The organism is Vibrio sp. 704 (genome assembly GCF_033339295.1).
In genome coordinates, this window is sequence record NZ_JAWOUH010000881.1 from 1 (window position 1) to 547 (window position 547).

Annotated in this window: 1 protein-coding gene; it reads right to left on the minus strand. The window is 42.4% G+C overall.

The features are described 5' to 3' along the window. Positions 1-317: AraC family ligand binding domain-containing protein (locus tag R7R24_RS29670; protein WP_318120584.1), on the minus strand; the 317-nt coding region annotated here is incomplete at its 3' end. Positions 318-547: the final 230 nt, after the last annotated feature.

Genomic DNA, 547 nt, shown 5'->3' on the forward strand with positions numbered 1-547 from the left:
TTAACTTCAATCATCACGATGCTTTTCGGGCAAGAAAATTTGTCACAATCGAAATAAACAGAACGATACGCCACAACATTCGTCATTACGGCGCGATGTGGAGTATGAGGTGGGATCCACACTGCTTTGGTTGGCGGCAAAATACAAATGGAATCATTTAGGGCAAACGTCATGCATCCCTGTGGCGCGTAAAGTAACTGACCTTTATAGTGCTGATGCATCCCTGAGTCGTGTTTACCAACATCTGCAGCAATGCCGACCACGTTGGCTGTGAGCTTGTCTGCATCAAACTGAGTGTTTTCTTCAATAAGTGCCATTTATCCGAATTTTGATGTTTTTGGTCTTAATGATGTTAATGGGTAAAGCATAACGTCTTCTATACTGCGCGCCAAGTTAAGTTTGTTACCCACTTAAGCTTCTGAATTCATCAGGTCGAAGTGGGATAGAGAGGCAAAAATGAAAACGAAACCTTCTATTGGATTAATGGTTGTGATGCTGATGTTTCCGCAAATTGTAGAGACGATTTACAGCCCTGCACTTGGTGATA